We start from the raw sequence: 21,145 nt of genomic DNA on the forward strand, positions 1-21,145 counted from the left end.
GTGCCTCGACTTCGCTGGGCACGAACGGTTGAGAGGATTGTTAGTAACGTCCCCACGTAAACCGCGAAGACAGAGCATAATTCCAAACCGCGCCGATCAACACGCCGACCAGCGCCGCCGTCGCCCAGGTGCCGTCGCGCGCTTCGTGCAGGAAGCCGGCGACGCCGACATTGGCGACCAGCCCGACGCTACACACGACGCAGAACGACACCCAGCCATCGAGCAACTGCCGCCAGCCCGTGAGGCGCCGGTCGCGATAGGTGAGCGCGTTGTTGAGGAAAAAGTTCACCGTCATCGCGACCACCGCCGCGATCACCTGGCCGAGCAGGAAGGCGCGATCGCCCCACACCAGCAGGATCGGCGTGAGCACAGCCATATGCACCCCCACCCCGAGCGCACCGATCGCGGAGAACATCGCAAAGCGCACCGGCACGATCCGCCCGAACATCCGGTCGTAGAGCGCGATGAGGAACTCCATCGCGACGACGTGATCGAGCTTGCTCTCGCCCTCGCTGCGGACTCGGAACGTATAGGGCAGTTCGACGAACTTGAGCGGGTGCGGCGCACCGGTCATGATATCGAGCAGGATCTTGAAGCCGATCGCGGCGAGATGCGGGGCGAGATTGCGCACGATCTGCGTGCGGATCATGAAGAATCCGCTCATCGGATCGGTGAGATCGGCTTTGAGCACCCGCCGCGAAAGCTTTGTCGCGAAAGCGGATTTCGCAACGCGGTCACGGTCCCAGTCGCCGGTGCCGCCGCCGCTCACGAAGCGCGATCCGATCACCACGTCGAGGCTCGCGTCGGCGTGAAGCGCGTCGGCCATCGCCGGCAGGATCGTCTCGTCGTGCTGGAGATCGCCGTCGATCACCGCCACCAGCGGCGCCGCCGTCGCGCACATCCCCTCGATACACGCCGAGGAAAGCCCACGCCGCCCGATCCGCTGGATCACGCGAACGCGGCTGTCGCGCCGCGCGATCTCGCGTGCGGCGTCGGCGGTGCCGTCGGGGCTGTCGTCATCGACGAAGATCGCTTCCCAGGCCCGGCCCGCGAGCGCCGCATCGAGCCGCGCGACCAGCACCGGCACGTTGCGGACCTCATTGAAGGTCGGGATGACGATCGCAACGTCGAGCGATTGGCTCACACCAGCGCGGCCAGCACCGCGTCGCCCATCTCGCTGGTGGTCATGGTGCCGCCGAGATCGGGCGTGCGCGCGCCCGCGACCAGCGCCGCCGACACCGCCGCCTCGATCCGCGCCGCCGCTTCGGGCTGTTCGAGCGAATGGCGCAGCAGCATCGCCGCCGACAGGATCGCCGCGCACGGATTGGCCTTGCCCTGGCCGGCGATGTCGGGCGCGGAACCGTGGATCGGCTCGTACAGGCCATTCGCACCGCTCCACGCGCTCAGCGATGCCGAAGGCAACATGCCGATCGAACCCGTGCACATGCTCGCCTGATCGGAGAGGATGTCGCCGAACAGGTTGCCGGTCAGGATCACGTCGAACTGACCGGGATTGCGCACGAGCTGCATCGCGGCGTTATCGACATACATGTGCGTCAGCGCGACTTCGGGATAGTCGGCGGACAGCTCGATCACCACGTCGCGCCACAATTGCGAGGTCTCGAGCACGTTGGCCTTGTCGACCGAGCAGAGCTTGTTCTTGCGGCGCTTGGCCATCTCGAAGCCGACGATGGCGATGCGGCGCACTTCGGCTTCGTTGTACGACATCACGTCATAGCCTTCGCGCGTGCCGTTGGCGGCGGTGCGATAGCCCTTCTCGCCGAAATACACGTCGCCGTTGAGTTCGCGCAGGATCACCATGTCGATCTCGCGCGCGACCTCCGGGCGAAGCGCGGATGCGTCTTCCAGCCCCGGGTACAGCGTGGCCGGCCGAAGGTTGACGAACAGCCCGAGCGCGGCGCGCAAGCCGAGGATCGCCTGTTCAGGCCGGAACTTGCGTTCGAGTGCATCGCAGCGCGGATCGCCCACCGCACCGAACAAAATCGCGTCCGCGCGCTTGGCGACGTCGAGCGTCTCGGGCGGCAGCGGATGTCCTGCCGCGAAATAGGCGGCGCCGCCGACCGGCGCTTCCTCGAACGTCAGATCGAGATCGAGCGCTTCGAGCACGCGGCGCGCCTGTACGGTCACTTCGGGGCCGATGCCGTCGCCGGCCAAAATCGCAATCGTCGTCACATCGCCCCCGTTCGGATCGAGCCAGTCAATGCTCCGTCAAGACCGGAGCGCAGCCGCCTTTGCCGCCGCCGCGCGAGTCACGCAACCGCCCTTTTCAGCCGCTCGACCAGCCGCGTGCGCGCATCGGCGGGGCCGGCGACTTGCCCGGCGAGGATATCGCGCGCGAGAAAGTGCCCCGTGATCCGCAACGCGGCGAGGATATCGGGCCAGTCGGCCTCGCCGCCGGTGAGCAACGCGGGCGGAAGCGCAAAGAGCTTGTCCTCATAGCCGAACGCCGCGCCCCGGCTGACGGCGCCGCCGCTCCTGGGGCTGACGAAGGCGAGATCGCCGCTCGCGCCGGTCGCGACGCACACGCCGAGATCGAGACCGAAGCCGAGCTCCGCCAGCAACAGCAGTTCGTACCGCGCCAGCGCCAGTGCCCAATCGCGCGCGGCCGGCGCCGCCGCAATCGCGCCGATCACCCCCGTCAGCGCGGCATAAATACGCGGATATGGCTGTGCCTCGGGCAATGCGCTTGCGGTCAGCGCCGTCACCCATTCGAGCGCGGCAGCGGGAAGCGGCTCGGCATGCGAGGCCGCGCGGCTCTCGACCAGTTCGACCGAAAGCTGGGCGAGTTGATCGGGCGTGCGCGCGCGCCATTCGCCGAGCACGCGGTTCGCGGGTTGCAGGATCGGCCGCAGCCGCCGCGAGCGGCCGCCGCGCACATAGCCGGGCTGGAGACCGTGTTCGGCGGTCAGCGCGCGCACGATCGCGCCGTGCTCGCCATGCTGGCGAACGGCGAGGACGATGGCTTCGGCGCGGAACTGCATCGCGGCACGTTAAGCCAATCCGCCGCCGGGCGGAATGCCGACACCTCGTGAGACTTTGCAAAGGTAGGCAGATCGCCAGGAACACTTCGTCACCCCGGACTCGTTCCACGACTCTCGCCGATACAGAAACCGTTCTCCCGCGAAAGCGGGAGTCCAGAGCCATAAGCGTCAGCGTTCGCTGCTCTGGATCCCCGCTTTCGCGGGAGACCTGTCTATATCAAAGCGGCCGACTTCAGCTACCGCAGAGGCAATTGATCCGCGGCTTGGGGTGCCACTTGCGTTTGGGCTTCCACGCCTTGCGCGCGACGTAGCGCGTCTTCACCGTCTCGACATATTCGGTGGTGGTGGTCGTCACCGAAGGCGCCTGCTGGATGGTGACGGTGGTCGTCGTCGCGGGCGGATAATAATAGCCATTCGCCGAATAGCCGCCGCCGATCGAATAGGTCGTCACGCCGCTGCCGCCCGAAACATAGCCGGGCGCACCATAGTCCGGTCCGGCCGGCGGCGCGGGATAGGACGCGCCATAGCCGCCGTCGCCCTGATAGCCGTCGTCATAGCCGCCCGAATCGTAGCCGCTGTCATACTGGTCCCAGTCGAGCCCGCCGACATAGTCGCGCACGCGGCCCGAACCATCGACCAGCACCGCGTCGTCGTAGTAGCGGGTCCAGCTATAGCCGTAGGGCGGCGGTGCGAGGCCATAGAGGCCATAGTCGCTGATGTAGAAGTTCGGCGTGAACCAGTAGCTCGGCAGTCGCCAGCCGCGCGACGGGCGACGATAGGCATTCCACCCGCCGGGCGCGTTCCAGCCGCCCGACCAGCGGCCGTTGATCCGCCCGCCCCAGTGCGAACCGCCACCGGGGCGACCGTTCCAGCCGCCGGGACGAACACCGCCGCCATTGCCGTTCCAATGCCGGCCACCATTGCCGTTCCAGCCCGGACGACCACCGCCATTCCAGCCTTGCTGGCCGCCGCCGTTCCAATGCTGACCGCCGTTGCCGCCGGGTCCGCCGTTACCGTTCCAGCCCGGGCGGCCGCCACCGCTCCAACCCTGCTGGCCGCCGCCACCGTTCCAGTGCGGCTGCTGCGGCGCGGCCGGCGCCGGCATCGATGGCGCAGGCCGTCCCGGCATCGCGCCCTGGAAGCCGCCGTGCGGCGCCATGCCGGCGCGTTGCGCGCTCACCGGCGCGGCAAGGGCGGCACCGATCAGCGCCAAAGTGGCGATCGTCTGGTTTCGCATCGTCAAAACACTCCCGTTCGGCGCCACAGACCCCGCGCACCGTTTCGACTGAACGGCGTGGCTACCAAATCGGCGTCGTGTCCGCCAGCGACGGGTTGGAAATTGTGTGCCGAAACGGATCAGCCGACGAGGCGCGGCGCGATGATCCGTGCCAGAGCGGAACATCCCGCCGCGTCGCCCGCGTCGAAACGCGCCGGGAGCGGACTGTCGAGATCGAGCACGCCAAGCAACTGCCCCTGATACACGATCGGCACGACCAGCTCGGACCGGCTCGCCGCATCGCAGGCGATATGGCCGGGGAAGGCGTGGACATCCTCGACCAATTGCGTCTCCAGCGTCGCCGCCGCCGTTCCGCACACGCCCTTGCCGAGCGGAATGCGGATGCACGCGACCTTGCCCTGGAACGGCCCGAGCACGAGCTCGCCATCGACCAGCCGGTAGAAGCCCGCCCAGTTGAGATCGGGCAGATATTCCCAGAGCAGCGCCGCCATGTTCGCCATGTTGGCGATCGGATCGCTTTCGTCGGCGGTCAGCGCGTCGAGCGCGGCGGCGAGATCGCGGTACAGGTCGGTCTTCGAGGCGGCGTCGATATCAAAGGCGTACATGCTGAGGCTCCGGGTCGGGGCGGCTTATGTCGGGGGTGATGCCGCTGGCATCAATATGGCGGATCGCGCCGCGCGCGCTGTGCGCGTGCCGCCTCGGTCCACCACGCCAGATCGTCGGCGAAGCGCGGGAAGGCGCGCGCGGCGGCGGAACCGCCCTCACCTGTCGGTACACCCTCGGCATCGAACGCCCCGCCGATGCCGCCGACGGCGAGCGTGCTGGAGATCACCACCATCCCCATTTCCGAAAGGGTGCCGTGCCACGCCGTCCCCGCACGCACACCGGCAAGCCGCCCCGCCGAATAGCTGGCGATCGCGGCCGGCCGCCAGAACCATTCCTCCAGGAAATGATCAGTCAGGTTCTTGAGGCCCGGCTGGACGCCCCAATTATATTCGCCGGTGACGAACACGAACGCGTCCGCCGCGCGGATCTTGCCCGCCAGCGCTTCCAGCTTGGCTGGCGCGGTGCCGGGCGGATACTCCTTGTACATCCGGTCGAGCATCGGCAGGTCGATCGCCTTGGCGTCGATCAGCTCGACATCGGCCCCGCGCGCCGCGAAGCCATCGACCAGGAAGCGCGCCAGCTTGATGCCCTGCCGATCGGCCCGATACGATCCGTAGAAGATCAGGACGCGGTCGCTCATGTCTTGGCGGCCCTCGCGTCGAGGATCGCTTTCCACGGATTGGGCTTGGGATCGCTGATCCGCGAGAGCGTGTTCTGGTCGCGGTGCGCGAATGGCGCGTCCTGACCGTGGACCGTCAACATCGTGTCGGTGGTGTAGCTCCACGTGCCGTCAGGGTTGAACACCACTTCGATCTGGTAGCTGTCGGTGCGGAACGCATATTCGAGGAACGCGGTCGAGCAGATGCCATATTCGGTCTGGCCGCGCTCGGCCTTGACGACGATCCGGTCGTCATCGGGTCTCGCCTGCCCGCCCGCGAGCGCGACCTGCCCGCGCGGAATCGCGAGCGTCTGCATCACCACACCGGTCTTCGGCTCCCACAACCAATAGCCGACCTGATCGTGGAAGGTGATATCCTCTTCCTCGGTGGTGATGTGGATGTGATAGCGCAGGCCGTAGAGCAGTTGCGGGCCGTTCGCCTGCGGGTCGATCGGGTCGAACTGGATCGTCTCGATGAACGCGCGCCGCTCGGGGCCATCCGCCTTGGGGTTCAGATCGACGCCCTTGCGCGCCTGCCACCCGCCCGCGAGCCGCCGCAAGGGACCGAGATTGGCGAGCGTATCGGGATCGACGTCGGTCGGCTCGGTGAAGACATCTTCGGGGAAAATCGGCATCGCCACCCTTTCTGCGCTTGAGACGTTTGGGTATCGCAGTGCAATATCGAACGGAGGCCAGCATGACCAGTTGCCAGCACAGCGCCACGATCACCGACGTAACGCCCAGCGCCAAAGGCTGCGAGGAATGCCTCAAGACCGGTGACTGGTGGGTCCATCTGCGGCTGTGTCGCGCCTGCGGACACGTCGGCTGTTGCGACCAGTCGCCCAACCGCCACGCCACCGCGCACTACCACGCGACTCATCACCCGATCATCGAGGGCTATGATCCGCCCGAAGGCTGGGGCTGGTGCTATGTCGACGAGATCGAGATCGACCTGCCCGACCAGACGCCGCAACTTGGACCTATACCGAGATATTATTGAGCGCCTTGCCCGCAGCGGCCATTCCCAAACGGCAACGTCCCTCCGACGAATGAGGCAATGATGAGCGGCCCCAAACTTTTCGAACCCTTCACCCTCGGCGGGCTCACGCTCGAAAACCGCATCGTCATCGCGCCGATGTGCCAATATTCGGCGGTCGGTGGCTGCATGAACGACTGGCACGTCATCCATCTCGGCCAGCTCGCGTTATCGGGCGCGGCGCTGCTGACGATCGAGGCGACGGCGGTGGTGCCGGAGGGGCGCATCTCCTACGGCGACGTCGGCCTCTGGGGCGAAGCGACCGAGGCGGCGATGGCGCGAACTCTGGAAAGCGTTCGCCGCCACTCGGACATGCCGATCGCGCTGCAACTCTCGCACGCCGGGCGCAAAGCCTCGACCGAGCTGCCGTGGCTCGGCGGCAAGCAGATCCCGCCCGGCACCGAGAACGGCTGGCAGACCTATGCCCCCTCGCCTTTGCCCTTCGCGGCCAGCGACACCCCGCCGCTCGCGCTCGACCACGCCGATCTCAAGCGCCTGCGCGATGCGTTCGCGGCGGCGGCGAAGCGCGCGGCGCGGATCGGCATCGACGCGATCCAGCTCCACGGCGCGCACGGCTACCTGCTCCACCAGTTCCTCTCGCCGCTCTCCAACCAGCGCGAGGACGAGTATGGCGGCAGCCTCGAAAACCGGCTGCGCTTCCCGCTCGAAGTGTTCGATGCGGTGCGGGACGCCTTCCCCGCGCACAAGCCGGTGACGATGCGAGTCTCGGGCAGCGACTGGGTGGCGGGCGGCTGGGATGCCGAGCAGACCATCGCCTTCGCGCAGGCGCTCGAAGCGCACGGCTGCGCCGCGATTCACGTGTCGAGCGGCGGCCTCGATCCGCGCCAGGCGATCCCGGTCGGCCCCAACTATCAGGTGCCGCTCGCCCGCGCGGTCAAACAGGCGGTGGCGATCCCGGTCGTCGCGGTCGGCCTCATCACCGAACCCGAGCAGGCCGAAGCGATCGTCGCCACCGGCGACGCCGACCTGATCGCGCTCGCCCGCGGCATCCTCTACGATCCGCGCTGGCCGTGGCACGCCGCAGCGGCACTCGGCGCGACGGTGACCGCGCCGAACCAGTATCTGCGCTCGCAACCGCGCCAGTATCGCGATTTGTTGAAGGGGCGGGACTGAGGGCACCCGCGCAAAGCGGCATCACATAACCCTGCCGACTACGGCGCGATTCCAAGCTTCGCGTAATCCTGCTCGACAGTCGGCAATATCATGCGCGCCGCTGCAAGATCGGACTGGCTGCCTTTCGTATCGCCCATCCGTTTGTGAACCACCCCGCGCATGAACAGGCTGGGCGCCAGCGTCGGATCGAGATCGAGCGCCGCATCGAGATCGGCGAGAGCGTTGTCGAACTGGCTGAGCCGAAAATAGATCATCGCCCGGCTGTCGAGCGCCGCCGTCGCGGAATCGCCCAGTTCGATCGCGCGCGTGCAATCCTTGAGCGCGGTGTCTAGCGCGGTGTTGAGGATGCCTTTCACCCAGCAGCGGGCATTGAGGATGTTGGGATTGCCGGGGCTGGCCGCGACGGCCTGGTCAATCGCGCTGATTGCATCGTCCTTTCGTCCGCCGCGCGCCAGCACCTCCGCCTTGGTGGCGAGAAAATCGTTCTTCTTCTCGCCGCCAGCCCCGATCCGCTCGTCAAGAAGCGTGACGGCCGCGTCCGTGTCCCCGCGCGCCGCGACGATGCGCGCCATGGCATCGGCGGCGTCCGTCGAGCCGGGATCAAGTTTCAGGGCCTCGGTGAGATCCGCGACGGCCGCCGCGCGATCGCCCAGCTCGGATTGAAGCCGACCGCGCCACGTATAGCTGTCCGCCGTGCGATCGAGCGCGATCGCCTTGGTGAGATCGGCAATCGCCTCGCGTCGCTGGTACATCCTTTCATGGAACCATGCGAGATCGGTCAGCGCCTCCGCCTTGTCGGGCCGCGCGGCGATGTCGGCCTGGTACAGCGCCAGCACCGCATCGAAGCGGTGATTGCGCTTGCCCGCCTCGACCACCTGCCATTGTGCCGGATACGCGGTCGGCGCCTGGACACGGAGCAGATGCGATTTCGCCGTTGTGACGCTCGCGCGCGCCGATGCGATATCGGCGACCGCGATTTCGGCACGGGTGCCGCGCACCTTGTCCTCGATCGTCAACGTTTCGCCGGCAAGGGTCGAGGTGCGGTCGATCCGCAATCCAGCCAGCGTGGTGGCCAACGTCTGGTCGCCGTCGAGCGTGAAACCGGCGCCCTGATCGGGCAATGTGATGGTGGTGCGCGACAGCAGGTTGCCGTCGGTGCCCGCCAGTACCGGAATATCGCGCCAGGCCTGACGCGCCCGATCGGGAGCGAAGGTGATCGAGCTGACGCTTTTGTCGAGAGTCACGCGATAGCGTTGCTCCTCCCGCTTCCAGTCGGGATAGGCAATACCGGTGGCGCTCAAAGACACTTCGCCAGTCGCCTCGTCATAGTTCAACGCGCGCGTGACGATCTTGCCGCTGCCGTAAAAGCCGCCGAGCTGCTGCGCGGTGAAGGTGTCGAGATCATCCTTACTCGCTTGTTGCGCGGCGGCGTGGATCACCTGAGCAATCGGGCCGCGATAGACAGCCGCGATCTTGAACGGCGCCGGCATCCCCACCCCGGTTCGCTCGTCGAGTGCGAGATCGACTCGGATATCGGGACGTGCCGCAGGATGATACGCGATCTTCAGCAGCGCAGCGCCCTCGGGCCGCACCGGCAGCACCCAACCGAACGGCGGCGTATCGTGAATATCGACGAGCCGTGCGCCGCTGCTCGTCCCGTCCAGCCAGAGTTGGTCATCGCCGATCGTCGCATGAACCAGGACGTGATCGAACGCGCCCGGCAGCGGGAGATGGTCGGGCACCATGTCGCCAAGCTGGCTGTTCGCAAGGATCGGCTCGGCGGTGATGCCGAATTCGCGCAGCAAGGCGAGCAGCAGAAGCGTCTTCGCCTTGCAATCGCCGTAGCGCGACGACCATGTGTCCGCAGGCGCCTGCGGTACGTAGTTGCCGCCGTCCATACCCTTGAACAAATAGCGCACCTTGCCTTGCACCAGTTCAAGCGCGAGTTCGGCGCGCCGGAGCGGATCGGTCTCCGCCGCCTTGATTCGAGCGACCTCGGCAGCGAGCGGCGTGCCTGGTGCGATCAGCCCCTCGGTTCGATATAGCGGCGCCATCGTCTTCGAAACCGCCGCCCAATCGGCGAAGCTGGAGGCCTCGATCAGTTTCGGCGCGCGATAGCGCAACGGCGCGTCGTTGGGCATGTCAGCCTGTTTGGCGAGCGGCATCCGGATTTCGACCTGATGATAGCCGTTCGCGTCGGTGATCTGCGGGGCTACGCCGGTCGCATTGGTCTTCCAGGCCACCTTGTCACCCGCCGGCCAAAGCAGCCGTATGCGCGCGAACTGGATGCGGAACGGATCGGACACAACGCCACTAATCGTCTGCATGTTGCCGCCAAGCGTCCCGTCCTTCTGCGTGATCGACACCGCGATGTGCAGGATATCGCCGACGCGAAGGCCCTCCACCGGCATCGTCGCGGTCAGGATGCCGTTGAGCACACGCTGCTCCAGCCCCTCCTCGCGCCGCAGCACCGAGAATTTATTACCGCTCGCGAGCAAATCGATATGCTCGGTTCCGCGCACGATCTCGATCTTGTGGACGATCAAATCGCCCTTTTCGGGCGACCACGGCAGCTTGATCGTTCCGATCGTGTCGAGCACCTGCTGGGAAGCGGCACGCGTGACGGACTCAACATAGCCCCAGACTTGACCGTCCTTCATGCGTTGCTGCGTATCGATCGACAGTAAGACCGGGTCTCCGTCCTTGATCGCACTCGCATCGATTGCCGGCCCCGGCTTCACCCAATCGGGCACCGGTGCGTAAAGCGGCTTGTCGCCCGCGTGAGCGACTCCGCTGATCGAGGCCAACGCCACGAAAACAAGCCGACGGATCATGATGTGCCCCCGAAATATACGCCGATGGTAGCGCGCCCCACGCGCCCGACAAGTGTGGTTCGGTGCAAATTCCGTCAATTAACGTGGAAGAAATCATACACCTGCTGCGCCACCGCCTGCGAAACCCCCGGCGCCTTCTGCAAATCCTCCAGGCTCGCCCCGCGCACAGCCCGTGCCGTGCCGAAATGCATCAGCAGCGCCTTCTTGCGCGCCGGGCCGATGCCGGGCACCTCGTCGAGCGGGCTGGCGCCGATCGCCTTGCTGCGCTTGTCGCGGTGCGCGCCGATCGCGAAGCGGTGGACTTCGTCGCGGAGCCGCTGGAGGTAGAACAAAACCGGCGCGTTGACCGGCAACTGGAACTCGCGCCCGTCGAGCATGTGGAACACCTCGCGCCCGTCGCGGCCGTGGTGCGGCCCCTTGGCGATGCCGACGAGGCAAACATCCTCGATGCCCATGTCCTCCAGCACTTCCTTCACCGCGTTGAGCTGCCCGCGCCCGCCGTCGATCAGCACCAGATCGGGCCAGTCGCCCGAATCGCGATCGGGGTCTTCGTTCTGCGCACGGGCGAAGCGGCGCTGGAACACCTCGCGCATCATCGCGAAATCGTCGTTGGTCGCGGCCGTCTTGATGTTGAACTTGCGATACTGGCCCTTGCGGAACCCCTCCGGCCCGGCGACCACCATCGCGCCGAGCGCGGCGGTGCCTTGGATGTGACTGTTATCGTAGATCTCGATCCGGTCGGGCGGTTCGCCCAGCCCGAACAGTTCGGCGACCTCGCGTAGCAGCTTCGCTTGAGTCGTGCTTTCGGCGAGGCGGCGGTCGAGCGCTTCCTCGGCGTTGCGCGTGGCCTGATCGAGCAGCCGCCGCCGCGTGCCGCGTTGGGGCACCGACAGTTCGACCTTGCGGCCCGCTTGCGTGCTCATCACCTCCGCCAGCAAGGCGGCCTCCGGCAACTCGCGGTCGATAAACACGGTCTTCGCGGGCGGCACTTCCTCATAGAATTGGGTGAGGAAGCTGGTCAGCACCTCATCCTCGGGCACGTCGGCGGTGTGCGCTGGGAAGAAGCTCCGGTGGCCCCAATTCTGCCCGCCACGGATGAAGAACGCCTGGATGCCGATCACACCCTGCTTGCACGCCATCGCGAAGATGTCGGCATCGCCGACCCCTTCCGCGTTGATCGCCTGACTGCCCTGAATGAAGGTGAGCGCGCGCAGCCGGTCGCGCAGGATCGCGGCGAGTTCAAAGTCCATCGCTTCGGCTGCCGCTTCCATCTGCTTGCCGAGCTTGGCCTGAACCTCGGTCGATTTGCCGGCCAGGAACGCCTTGGCGTCCGCGACCAGCTCCAGATACGGCTCGCGCGCGATCCGCTCGACGCAGGGCGCCGAACAGCGCTTGATCTGATAGAGCAGGCAGGGCCGGTCGCGCGTCTTGAAGAAACTGTCGGTGCAGGAGCGCAGCAGGAACAGCTTCTGGAGCGCGTTGAGCGTGGTGTTGACCGATCCGGCGCTGGCGAACGGGCCGTAATAATCGCCTTTGATCTTGCGTGCGCCGCGATGCTTCTGGATGCGCGGATAGTCATGATCCGCGCGTAACAGGATGAACGGGAACGATTTGTCATCGCGCAGCAGCACGTTGTAGGCGGGCCGGTAGCGCTTGATGAGCTGCGCCTCGAGCAGCAGCGCCTCGGCCTCGTTGTTGGTGGTGACGATCGTCATCGACCGGGTCTGCGCGACCATCCGCTGGAGCCGCTTCGAGAGCCGGTCGATCTGCGTGTAATTGGTGACGCGGTTCTTGAGCGCCTTGGCCTTGCCGACATACAGCACGTCGCCGCGCGCATCCTGCATGCGGTACACGCCGGGGCGGACTGGCAGCGTTTTCAACACGTTGCGGATCGCGGCTACGCCCGCTTCGAGATCGGGCGTATCGGAACCGCGAACGGTGTAGGTCGATTTCTCTTCGTTGAAGCGATCGGGAGCGTTGGGCACGGACATGGTCGCGCTGATCTAGGGACTCGAGAGGCTCGAGACCAGCGGCGTCGAACGCTCATATCTCCCCTCCCTGATGTCTCCCCTCCCTGGAAGGGAGGGGTTGGGGGTGGGTTGGCGTGGGGCAAGCGCTGCCGTGCGTCATTACCCGACCCACCCCCGGCCCCTCCCTTCCAGGGCAGGGGAATCGCATTTGGCGATGAGAGGGCTATCCAAGTTTGATAGATTGGATTCTGTAGTCTCTCCTGGGTTGCCGGGGAGATTGGTATGCGCGGGTTCCGTGAGGTGTTCGATGTCGTGCCGGACCCACGACGTTCGAACAGCAGCCATGCTTTGCCGGATATCTTGCTGATCGCGTTCGCCGCGCTGCTGTGTGGGGCCGAGACATGCGTCGATATCGCCGAGTTCGGCGAGGCGAAGCGGGACTGTCTTGGCCAGTTCCTGAAGCTGGATCATGGAACGCCGAGCCACGACACGTTCAGCCGGGTCTTTCGCACGCTCGATCCGCCGTCGTTCGAGCGGGCGTTTCAGCGCTTCGTCAGTGCTTTTGCCGCAACGCTGGAGCGCCAGGGGATCGCCGGGCCAATCATTGCCATCGACGGCAAGTCGTTGCGGGGGGCCGTCGATAGCGCGCGCCGCACCATGCCTTTGCATCTGGTGAGCGCCTGGGCGGCCGATCATCGGCTGGTGCTGAGCCAGTGCCGCGCGCATAATCGCAGCGAAGTCACCGCGGCCCGCGAGATCATCGCCCTGCTCGACCTGACCGGCTGTACGGTTACCGCCGATGCGCTGCATGCCAGCCGCCGGACGGTCTCGGCGATACGGGCGCGCGGTGGCGACTATGCTCTGATCATCAAAGGCAATCGCGGACCGCTGCACGCCGCGATCCGGGATCTGCTCGCCGATCCCGACGCCGCACAGGCTGCCAGCACCAGCGAGACCGCGCATGGCAGATACGAAGAGCGGCGGGCATGGGTCGTCCCCGCGCCCGCCGACTGGGCCGATCGATATGGCTTCGAGGGTCTGGGCGCCATCGTGCGGATCGACAGTCTGCGCCGCGTCAAAGGCGAGGAGCAAACCGACACCCGCTATGCCATCCTCTCCCGCTTCCTGCCGCCGCGCGAGGCGCTTCGGGTGATCAGGGCACACTGGACGATCGAGAATCAGCAACACTGGCTGCTCGATGTCGCCTTCGGCGAAGATCGCATCCACACCCGATCCGATCACTGCGCCGAAAACCTCGCCCTCCTGCGAAGGCTCGCCCTCAACCTTCTCCAGCACGATCCAAGAAAGCTTTCCATCCGCGCCAAAATCAAACGCGCCGGATGGGATGACCACTACCTCGCAACCCTCCTCCGCCAAATGCGATAGCCCTGCTTCCAGGGAGGGGAGAAACCCTTGGTCAGCCTATTTGATCGCGGCGAGGTCCGCCTTGGCCTTGGCCAGCATCGCGTCGGTCAGCTTGCCCTGGGACATGCCCTGCAGGTCGAGCAGCCCCATACTCTTGAAGCTCTCGTACATCGGATGCACGAGCAGGCCCGGAATATCGGCATTGAGCACCGCTTTGCCAGCCGGATCGGCGGCGATCGTCTCGACCGGCGTGTCGAGCGTGAATTTCGCGGCGGGTATGGCGGCGGGCGCTGCCGGAACGGCGGCCGGGGCCTGCGCAAGCACGGGCGCGGCGATGGTGGCAAGCAGAAGGGCGGCGAATTTCATGGAGTACCTCTCGCGGTCGGCGGCGAATCGCCGGTCGGCAGAGCGTAACTGCGGATTGTGTCGTTCCAAATGCAGCGCCGCCGAACGGGCCCGCGAACCCGTCCGGCGGCGACGAAGCTTAGGCCAGTTCGCCTTCGAGCCACGCCTTCAGCCGACCCTTGGGCTCGGCGCCGACCTTGGTGGCGGCTGGCACGCCGTTCTTGAACAGGATCATCGTCGGGATACCGCGCACGCCGTACTTGCCCGGCGCATCCGGATTCTCGTCGATGTTGAGCTTGGTGATCGTCACCTGCTCGCCGAGTTCCTCGGAAATCTCTTCGAGGCTCGGCCCGATCATCTTGCACGGCCCGCACCATTCCGCCCAGAAATCGACCAGCACGGGGCCGTCGGCCTTGAGGACATCGGTATCGAAGCTCGAATCGGTGATCTGCTTGGTGGCCATCTGGTGTCTCCTTGTACGAGCGGTAACGTAGGGTGGCCGCCCCCCCGGCTCAAGCCGCTTCCGCCTAGCTTTGCTGCTTGGTCACAAAGCCCGGCTTGTGCGCGGCGAGCAGCGCGGGCGGAAGCGTGAACAGCGCCGGCGCGCCGGTGTAGAGCAGAGCCGCCTCGATCGACCGGCCGGGGAAGATCACGCCGAGCGCCTCGACATAGGCCGCCATCTGCCGGACGTGATACGGCGGCACCTCTTCGAGCGACGCGGGCGCGCGCCGGCCGGTCTTGAAATCGACAACGATGATCGCGTCGGGCGTCACCAGCAGCCGGTCGACCGTGCCCGACACCACCACGCCGTCGCCGATCACCGCCGCGATCGGCGCTTCGGCAAGCGCATCGGGGCCGAACAAAGCGGCGAAGCGGGGATCGTCGAGGATCGCCAGCACCGTTCCCGATATCTCCGCGCGAGCATCTGCCGCCCCGACGCCCCCCGCCCCCGCCAGCCAGCGATCGGCGGCGGCGGCGCGCGCCTCGGGCGCGATCGGCGGCAGGCGCTCGAACAGCGCATGGATCAGCCGGCCGCGCTCGGCGGCTTCGCGCATCAGCGGGGTCGGCGGCGGATCGGCGACCGCATCGTCCCCGAGCGACGAGGGTGAGAGCGGACGCGGCGGGCGCGCCTCTTGCGGCGCGGGCTGATGCGCCCAGTCCGGCACCGGCGCAGGTGCCTCAGCCATCGCCGCACCCGTGTCGCGCCGCTTGACCGGCTTCAGATCGACGCTGCCGGTGAAGCTGCGCGTCCCGTCAGCCGCGCGCGCGACGCCTAGGTCGGTCATCGCCAGATCGGCGGCGGCGTACCAGCTCGCCGGTGGCGGCTCGCCCTTGGCGAGCGGGCCGAGCGAACCGGCGATCACCAGCCGCTCCTCGGCGCGGGTCGCGGCGACGTAGAACAGCCGCCAATGCTCCTCCAGTTCACGCCGCGCGGTCGCCTCGGCGATCTCGGCAAGCGGCCCGGCCTCCTCCTTGCGCGGGCGGAAGATCGGCAGCGTGGCTTGAATCTCGTCGACCGGCCATTTGAGCGTGGTGCGCGGCGATCTGGTGGGATCGACCGCCGCATCGGCGAGGATCACCAGCGGCGCCTGCAGCCCCTTGGCGCCATGCGCGGTCATCACCCGCACCGCATCGAGCGGCGCCGAGGGATCGCGCTTGATCTCAACCTCGCCGCGATCGAACCAGTCGAGGAAACGTTGCAGCGACGGCGTGCCCTGAGTCTCGAACTGGAGCGCGGCGGTGAGCAATTCCTCGATCGGATCGCGCGCCTCCTGCCCGAGCCGCCGCAGCAGCGCGCGCCGCCCGCCGAGCGGCCCCGACAGCAATTCTTCGAGGAACTGATACGGCGTGGCGATATCAGCCCGATCGAGCATCGCGCGCAAAGCGCCGAGATCGTCGCCGATCGTGCGTTCGAGATGCCGCCACAGGCTGCCCGAACCGCGCGGCGCCGCCGCCATCAGCCGCTCCTGAGTCCAGCCGATCAGCGGCGAGACCAACAGCGACGCCAGCGACAGATCATCCTCGGGCTGAAGCACGAAGCGGATCGCGGCGAGCAGATCCTGAACGCTCAGCGGCGCGTTGAGCCGCAAGCGATCGACGCCCGCGACGGGCACACCCTCCGCATACAGCCGCGCGACGATCAGCGAGGCGAGATCGCCGCGCCGCTTGACGAGGATCATCACATCCTGCGGTTCGAGCACGCGGCCCTTGCTCTCCAGCATCAGCGTGCCGATCCAGCCCTTGATCGTGCGTGCGATCCGCCGGGCGAGTTCGCGCGTCGAATCCGCGATCCAGCCTTCCTCGTCCTCCTCGCTGCCGCCCGCGACGATCAGCGGCCAGAGCGTGACGGTGCCCGGGCCAGGCACCTCGCTGGCGTGACGTTCGAGCACCGCGACCGCGCCCAGCCCCGGTTCGGGCAGCACCGCCATCGTCGCATCGACGAACTCCAGCACGGGCCGGGTCGAGCGGAACGACTGGGTCAGCGACAGCCGGTTCCACGCGCCGGCTGCGGTCGGATGGCCGAGCTTGCGCAATTCTTCCTCGGCGTCCCACGCCCCGCGCGCGAGCTTGCCGAAGCGATCCTCCGCCGCCGCGAAGAACGCCGGATCGGTGCCCTGAAACCCGAAGATCGCCTGTTTGAAATCGCCGACGGTGAAGAGCGTGCGCGTCTCGCCGCCATGCGCGCCCTCGCCCGCGAAGAATTCGTCGGCGAGCGCGCCGATGATCGCCCATTGCTCGGGGTTGGTGTCCTGCGCCTCGTCGATCAGGATGTGCGACGTCTCACGGTCGAGCTTGAAGCGCACCCATTCGCCGATACCGGGCTGACCCAGCAGATCGATCGTCGCGGTGATGAGATCGTCGAAATCGACCGCCCCAAGCCGGCGTTTCGCGCGCACATAGGCGGCGGCATAGTCGCGCCCGACATCGAGCGCATCGGCGAGCAGATCGGCATATACGGCGCGGTGGCGCATCGACAGCAGGGCGCTCGCCGCGTCGCCGACCGACTGCGCAAGATCGGCATAGTCGAAGTCCGCGTCGATCAGCTTCTTCGAATATTTGCGCGGCTCGCCCTTGGTCGTGAACGGCACGGTGACGAGATCGACCAGCATCCGCGCGCGCATCTCCGGGTCGGCCTCGATCCAGCATTCGGCGATGTCGGCGTGGTTGCCGCCGGTCGCGGTGCCCCACGCGCGGTTGGCGACGGCGAGCCGCGCGACCGCGTCACAGTCGAATTCGTCGTCGCTGCACCCCGCGACGATCGCCGCCTCGATCTCACCCATCGGCAGATCGAGCTGGCGCCGCACGAACGCCCGCACACCCTCGCCGCCCATCGGCAGCGCCGCCATTGCCTTGGGCGCGCGTGCGCAGGCGATCAGGAACTTCTCAGCCTCACCCTCGCCGAGCCGAACGCTCAGCGCGCCGACCGCCTCGACCGGGCGGGCGCGACCCTCGCGATCGGCATCGACCAGCAGTTCGGCGAGCGCTTCGCGCGCGAGCACCGCTTCCTCGCGCGCCTCGATCGGGCGGAAGCCGGGCGCCAGCCCCGCCTCGACCGGGAAGGCGGCGAGCAGGCTCTGGCAGAAGCCGTGGATCGTCTGGATGCGGATGCCGCCGCCGCGCGCATCGAGCACCTTGGCGAACAAAGTGCGCGCGCGCTGGCGCAACTCGGGCGTCGCATCCTCACCGAGCGCGTCGAGATCGGCGACGAGTTGCGGCTCGGGCATCCGCACCCACGCCGCCAGCCGCGCGCCGATCCGCCCCGCCATCTCGGCCGCCCCCGCCTTGGTGAAGGTGAGGCACAGGATCGCCGACGGATCGACCCCGCGCAGCAGCAGCCGATAGACTCGCGCGGTCAGCACCTGCGTCTTGCCCGTCCCCGCCGAGGCGGACAGCCAGACATGCCCGTCGGGCGCGCTCGCACGCGCCTGATCGTGCTTGAGCGGTGGCAGCGATGTCGTGCCGCTATCGCTCACGGCCATACCATTCGTCGCGGCGCATCAACTGGTCATACTCGCTATAGGGCGCGAATTCGGGGTGAAGCTTGGCGGTGAACGCCTCGCCCCCGGTCAGCCAGCGGCCGACCGCCTCGCTGAAATGGTGCGCGGCGAGCGTGGTGAACGCTTCCGGCAAGACCTTGTCGTTCTTGCCGGCGGGATCGACCGGCGAGGTGACATAGCCGAACTGGTCGTTGCGCTTGCCGAGCGACCAATATTCGAAACCGCGCGCCTGGCCCACGATCCCCGCATACCCGCCGCGCTCGGCGATCAGCCCGAGCAGCCCGAGTTGCAGGCTGAACCCCGCGCGCACGGCGGCGGGCGATGGCGGCATGCCGGTCTTGTAGTCGATCACGACGAGGCTGCCGTCGGCGAGCCGGTCGAGCCTGTCGAACGTGCCGCCCAGCGTCACCCCGGCGAAATCGATGCTGCCCTTGCGCTCGACCGCGATTACTTCACGGCCCTCCTCGGCCTGTGTCGCGATCGTGCGCGCGATCCAGTCGATCGCCTGCATCAGTCGCGGCTGCCACAAAGCGCGCATCATCGGATGGGTGCGTTCGTCCGCCAGCATCGCACGCGCGCGGTCGTGGAGCTTGTCGGGATGGCAATCGTCCTCGCGCGCCCATTCCTCCAGAATCGCGTGAACGGCGGTGCCGCGCCATGCCGCGCTCGGATCGGCATCGACCGGATCGAGCGGGGAAAGCCGCAGGATCTGGCGTGCGTAGAAAGCGAACGGGTCGGCCTTGAGCCGATCGACATCGGTGACGGCGATCTGCTTGGGCCGCAGCGTCGCCTCGGGCGATGGCGCCGGCTGATCGGCCGGTTCGTGAACGCCCGGGTCGTCGAGCGCCCGCGTCCAGCGTTCGAGCGGCAGCGCGCGGCCCCGCGCCCATGGCTCGCCGGCAAGCGCCTGCAACCGCAGCCAGAAGCGCGATGCGATCGCCGGCTGCGTGGCATCGCGCCGCGCCCGCGTGATGAGCGCGTTCGGCGCGCCCAGCGCGCTGGCGAAATCATGCGCGGCCATGCCGATCGCGCGATCCTGCCCCGGCAGCCCGATCGCGATGCGGATGCGCGGTGCGAGCCACGGGTCGGGCGCGGGCTGGCCCGGCCACACGCCTTCGTTGAGGCCGCCGAGGATCATCAGATCGGCGGTCTGGAGCCGCGCTTCGATCAGGCCGTAGATCGCGAGGCGCGGATGCCCGTGCTGCTGAGGCCGCACCGCGATCTCGTCCATCAGCGTGCGCAGCAAAGCGGCGAGCGAATCGGGATCGACCAGCGCCGGGCCTTCGTCGGCGCGCGCCTCTATATCCGCGAGGAAATCGGACGCGGCACGGCCGGCGGGGCCGCTCCACAGCGTGTCACCGCACAGGGCCTGCGCGGTCTCGCGCAGCGCGGCAACCAGCGTGCCGAGCGGTTGCGCACCGGCTTCGAACACCGCCTCCAGCGGCGCGAGCAGCGCGCGCGCCTCCGGCCACCACACCGCCGCAGCCGCGCGCCGCGCCGCCTCGCGCTTTGGAGCATCGGCGAGATGCGAGTCGACGCCGGCCAGCCCCGCCGCCGGGCGCGGCCCGCGCAGCACCCGATCGAGCTTCCGCGCGCCCTCCAGCCAGCCGCGCCGCCCCTCGCCCGCGCACACCAACGGATGCTTGAGCAAGGTCAGCAGCGCGAGCGGCGCGAAGCGCTGCGCGGCGGCATCGGCGAGCGCCAACAGCAAGGTTCCCGACGGCAGGATCGACAGCGGCCGCCCGGCCGTGTCGTCGATATCGATTCCCCAGCGTTTGCAATGCGCCGCCACCCGCCGCGCCAGCGCGCGATCGGGTGTCACCAGCGCCGCCGTCCGTTCGGGCGTTTCCAGCGCCTGCCGCAGGGCCAGCGCGATCGCCTGCGCTTCCTCGCCGGGGGTGGCGAGTTCCGCGGCCTCGATGCCGGCGAGGCGACGTTCGGCGGCAGGAAGGTCGGTCCACTTGCCCGTGAAATCGGCCGGCGCGAGCGCGCTGGCGATCGCCTTGCCGCGCGCCACCGTCGCATCGAACTCGCTGCCGCCGCGCCACACCGACACCTCGGCGCGGTTGAACCCCATCCGGTCGAGCAGCAGCTTGAGGTGGAATTGCGGGTGAGTCTCGATCGAGCGCCTGATGATGCCGGTGACGGGATCGGGCGCATGCGGTCCGAGCGCCTGCCACTCCGGCTCGTCCATCGCGGTCGCAAGATCCGCGAACACGACCATGCCGCGCTCCAGCATCGCCACCCGCCGCAGCAGTGCGGCGACGGCGGGCGCGGTGTCGGTGACGCCGGCCGCGCAGACGAAGCCCGCCGGCGGCGCATCTTTCCAGCGCACCGCCAGCCGCCGCAGCAGCCGCGCGCGCCGGTCGGCGAGATCGATACAGCCGAGCCGCGCCAGTTCGGCGGGCCAGCGATCGAGCACCAGTCCGAACAGATCGAGCGCGCGGTGCCAGTGCGTGGAAAGCTCTTCGCCGAGATCGATCTCGCGCAGGCGCTGCGGCGGCACCTCCTCGACCAGCAGTTGATCGAGCGTCCGCGCGAGATCGCCCGCCAGCCGCACCGCCTCGGCCGCGTCGGTTGGCTGGCCAGCGCGCTCGCGTGCCGCCGCGACCAGCCGCGCGAGGATCAGCCGGCGCTGCATCGGCGCCACCGCCGGCGGCACCGGATCGGCCTCGTCGGCAGGGTCGAGCGCCGCGCCCGCCGCCTCATCGAGCGCCGGATCGCCCAGCGCGACGAGGCGCGGCAACAGCAGCCCGCCGCCGCTCGCGCGCACGAAAGCGTCGGTGACGGCGCGCTTGGCACGGTTGTTGGGCAGCAGCACCAGCCCGCGCGCGAGGCCGAGCGGTTGCTCGCCGAACCGCCGGATCAGCCCCGCCGCCAGCGAGTCGGCGAACGCGCGATGCGCCGGGATCGTGTAGAGCTGGGGTTTGCCGGAGCTGGTCATCCGACCGTCCGCCAAG

At 67.9% G+C, this 21,145-nt stretch carries 16 protein-coding genes; 3 read left to right on the forward strand and 13 right to left on the reverse strand.

Annotated elements, in window-relative coordinates:
* Positions 1 to 40: 40 nt before the first annotated feature.
* The 7 genes from J0A91_RS17450 to J0A91_RS17480 form a co-directional block, all read right to left on the reverse strand.
* A complete protein-coding gene (locus J0A91_RS17450) occupies positions 41 to 1,144 on the reverse strand; it encodes a glycosyltransferase family 2 protein (RefSeq protein ID WP_069205958.1) in 1,104 nt (367 codons plus the stop codon).
* Complete coding sequence (leuB, locus tag J0A91_RS17455) at positions 1,141 to 2,193, reverse strand: 3-isopropylmalate dehydrogenase (RefSeq protein WP_069205959.1); 1,053 nt, start codon at positions 2,191 to 2,193, stop codon at positions 1,141 to 1,143. The genes J0A91_RS17450 and leuB overlap by 4 nt, the downstream gene beginning before the upstream one ends.
* Before the next feature lie 77 nt (positions 2,194 to 2,270).
* Positions 2,271 to 3,002, reverse strand: a complete 732-nt coding sequence (gene recO, locus J0A91_RS17460) for a DNA repair protein RecO (protein WP_069205960.1) — start codon at positions 3,000 to 3,002, stop codon at positions 2,271 to 2,273.
* Positions 3,003 to 3,234: 232 nt separating this feature from the next.
* On the reverse strand, positions 3,235 to 4,239 hold the full coding sequence (locus J0A91_RS17465; RefSeq protein ID WP_069205961.1) for an RcnB family protein: 1,005 nt from the start codon (positions 4,237 to 4,239) through the stop codon (positions 3,235 to 3,237).
* 119 nt (positions 4,240 to 4,358) lie between these two features.
* Positions 4,359 to 4,844 carry a GAF domain-containing protein gene (locus J0A91_RS17470; protein ID WP_069205962.1) on the reverse strand — a complete coding sequence of 162 codons (486 nt, stop codon included), beginning with the start codon at positions 4,842 to 4,844 and terminating at the stop codon, positions 4,359 to 4,361.
* A 50-nt stretch (positions 4,845 to 4,894) separates the two neighbouring features.
* A complete protein-coding gene (locus J0A91_RS17475) occupies positions 4,895 to 5,485 on the reverse strand; it encodes an NADPH-dependent FMN reductase (protein ID WP_069205963.1) in 591 nt (196 codons plus the stop codon).
* Positions 5,482 to 6,138 (reverse strand): FABP family protein, encoded by a 657-nt coding sequence (locus tag J0A91_RS17480; protein WP_069207445.1) that lies wholly within the window; start codon positions 6,136 to 6,138, stop codon positions 5,482 to 5,484. The genes J0A91_RS17475 and J0A91_RS17480 overlap by 4 nt, the downstream gene beginning before the upstream one ends.
* 62 nt (positions 6,139 to 6,200) lie before the next feature.
* On the opposite strand from J0A91_RS17480, the gene J0A91_RS17485 reads away from it, so the two are divergent.
* Positions 6,201 to 6,503, forward strand: a complete 303-nt coding sequence (locus J0A91_RS17485) for a UBP-type zinc finger domain-containing protein (RefSeq protein WP_069205964.1) — start codon at positions 6,201 to 6,203, stop codon at positions 6,501 to 6,503.
* A gap of 60 nt (positions 6,504 to 6,563) precedes the next feature.
* Positions 6,564 to 7,673 (forward strand): NADH:flavin oxidoreductase/NADH oxidase, encoded by a 1,110-nt coding sequence (locus J0A91_RS17490; RefSeq protein WP_069207446.1) that lies wholly within the window; start codon positions 6,564 to 6,566, stop codon positions 7,671 to 7,673.
* A 38-nt stretch (positions 7,674 to 7,711) separates the two neighbouring features.
* On the opposite strand, the gene J0A91_RS17495 is transcribed toward J0A91_RS17490, so the two are convergent.
* Positions 7,712 to 10,507 carry a DUF3857 domain-containing protein gene (locus tag J0A91_RS17495; protein ID WP_069205965.1) on the reverse strand — a complete coding sequence of 932 codons (2,796 nt, stop codon included), beginning with the start codon at positions 10,505 to 10,507 and terminating at the stop codon, positions 7,712 to 7,714.
* Between the two features lie 74 nt (positions 10,508 to 10,581).
* A complete protein-coding gene (uvrC, locus tag J0A91_RS17500; RefSeq protein WP_069205966.1) occupies positions 10,582 to 12,498 on the reverse strand; it encodes an excinuclease ABC subunit UvrC in 1,917 nt (638 codons plus the stop codon).
* A 261-nt stretch (positions 12,499 to 12,759) separates the two neighbouring features.
* Between uvrC and J0A91_RS17505 the strand changes: the two genes are divergently transcribed.
* The gene (locus J0A91_RS17505; protein WP_069203655.1) at positions 12,760 to 13,863 is read left to right on the forward strand and encodes an ISAs1 family transposase; all 1,104 of its coding nucleotides are present in this window, start codon (positions 12,760 to 12,762) and stop codon (positions 13,861 to 13,863) included.
* A 36-nt stretch (positions 13,864 to 13,899) separates the two neighbouring features.
* Here the strand turns inward: J0A91_RS17505 and J0A91_RS17510 are convergent, their stop codons facing one another.
* From J0A91_RS17510 to addB, 4 genes are all read right to left on the reverse strand, one after another.
* Positions 13,900 to 14,208, reverse strand: coding sequence for a hypothetical protein (locus J0A91_RS17510; protein WP_069205967.1), 309 nt, complete (start codon positions 14,206 to 14,208; stop codon positions 13,900 to 13,902).
* A 118-nt stretch (positions 14,209 to 14,326) separates the two neighbouring features.
* Complete coding sequence (trxA, locus tag J0A91_RS17515; RefSeq protein WP_069205968.1) at positions 14,327 to 14,650, reverse strand: thioredoxin TrxA; 324 nt, start codon at positions 14,648 to 14,650, stop codon at positions 14,327 to 14,329.
* Between the two features lie 64 nt (positions 14,651 to 14,714).
* A complete protein-coding gene (addA, locus tag J0A91_RS17520) occupies positions 14,715 to 18,167 on the reverse strand; it encodes a double-strand break repair helicase AddA (protein ID WP_069205969.1) in 3,453 nt (1,150 codons plus the stop codon).
* Complete coding sequence (gene addB, locus J0A91_RS17525; RefSeq protein ID WP_069205970.1) at positions 18,151 to 21,129, reverse strand: double-strand break repair protein AddB; 2,979 nt, start codon at positions 21,127 to 21,129, stop codon at positions 18,151 to 18,153. The genes addA and addB overlap by 17 nt, the downstream gene beginning before the upstream one ends.
* Positions 21,130 to 21,145: the final 16 nt, after the last annotated feature.

It is taken from the genome of Sphingomonas panacis (assembly GCF_001717955.1).
In the GTDB taxonomy this organism is placed as follows: Bacteria; Pseudomonadota; Alphaproteobacteria; order Sphingomonadales; family Sphingomonadaceae; genus Sphingomonas; species Sphingomonas panacis.